The sequence below is a fragment of the Ottowia massiliensis genome (assembly GCF_900240305.1).
In the GTDB taxonomy this organism is placed as follows: domain Bacteria; phylum Pseudomonadota; class Gammaproteobacteria; order Burkholderiales; family Burkholderiaceae_C; genus Ottowia; species Ottowia massiliensis.
Window position 1 is genome coordinate 1 of record NZ_LT964870.1, and the last position, 1,022, is coordinate 1,022.

1 protein-coding gene is annotated in these 1,022 nt (G+C 70.2%); it reads left to right on the forward strand.

The genetic code is table 11. From position 1 onward, the window contains the following. Positions 1-63: 63 nt before the first annotated feature. A partial coding sequence (locus C1720_RS12565; protein ID WP_233200082.1) for a pseudouridine synthase occupies positions 64-1,022 on the forward strand: 959 nt, incomplete at its 3' end.

Genomic DNA, 1,022 nt, shown 5'->3' on the forward strand with positions numbered 1-1,022 from the left:
CCGGTGGTGCGTTGTCTGTGCGAGAGCGCGGCGGCGCGGCGCGCGACCGAGAAGAGAAAGTCGGTGGGCAGCGTCAGATGTGTAAAAGAGACACCCCCCGCCCCTGAAGCCGAACGCCCCAAACTGCACAAAGTGCTGGCGCAAGCGGGCCTGGGTTCGCGGCTGGAAATGGAAAAACTCATCGCCGAAGGCGGCGTGCGCGTCAATGGCGAAGTGGCGCACGTGGGCCAGCGCGTCAGCGCCCATGACCGCATCAGCGTCCACGGCCAGCCGCTGCGCCTGCGCGCTGCGCCGCCGCCCGTGCGCGTCATCGCCTATCACAAACCCGTGGGCGAAGTCGTCACGCACAGCGACCCGCAAAACCGCCCCACCGTCTTTCGCACACTGCCGCGCCTGACACAAGGCAAATGGCTCTCCGTCGGCCGGCTGGACCTGAACACCGAAGGGCTGCTGCTCATCACCAACTCCGGCGAGCTGGCCAACCGCCTCATGCACCCGCGCTTTGGCCTGGAGCGCGAATACGCCGCCCGCGTGCTCGGCGCGCTGGACGAAGCCGAACAGCAGCGCCTGCTTGAAGGCGTGCGGCTGGACGACGGCCCCGCGCGCTTTGAGCGCATCGAAGCCGAAAAAGGCGGCGACGGCGCCAACCAGTGGTATCGCGTGACCATTGCCGAAGGCCGCAACCGCGAAGTGCGCCGCATCTTTGAAGCCGTGGGCCGCGCCGTCAGCCGCCTCATCCGCATCCGCTACGGCGCCATGACCCTGCCGCGCGGCCTGCGCCGGGGGCACTGGATGGAGCTGGGCACGCGCGAACTGGCCGCCCTGGCCGCCGCCGCAGGCATGAGCGCCGCCGAACTGAACCCCGCCGCCGCGTCCGCTGCGCCCCGCCAGCGCCGCAATGCCGACCGCAGCAGCAAAGCAGGCCCGCGCCCCGCACAGCCCAGCCGCCGCAACGCAGGCTGCTCATCACCAACTCCGGCGAGCTGGCCAACCGCCTCATGCACCCGCGCTTTGGCCTGGAG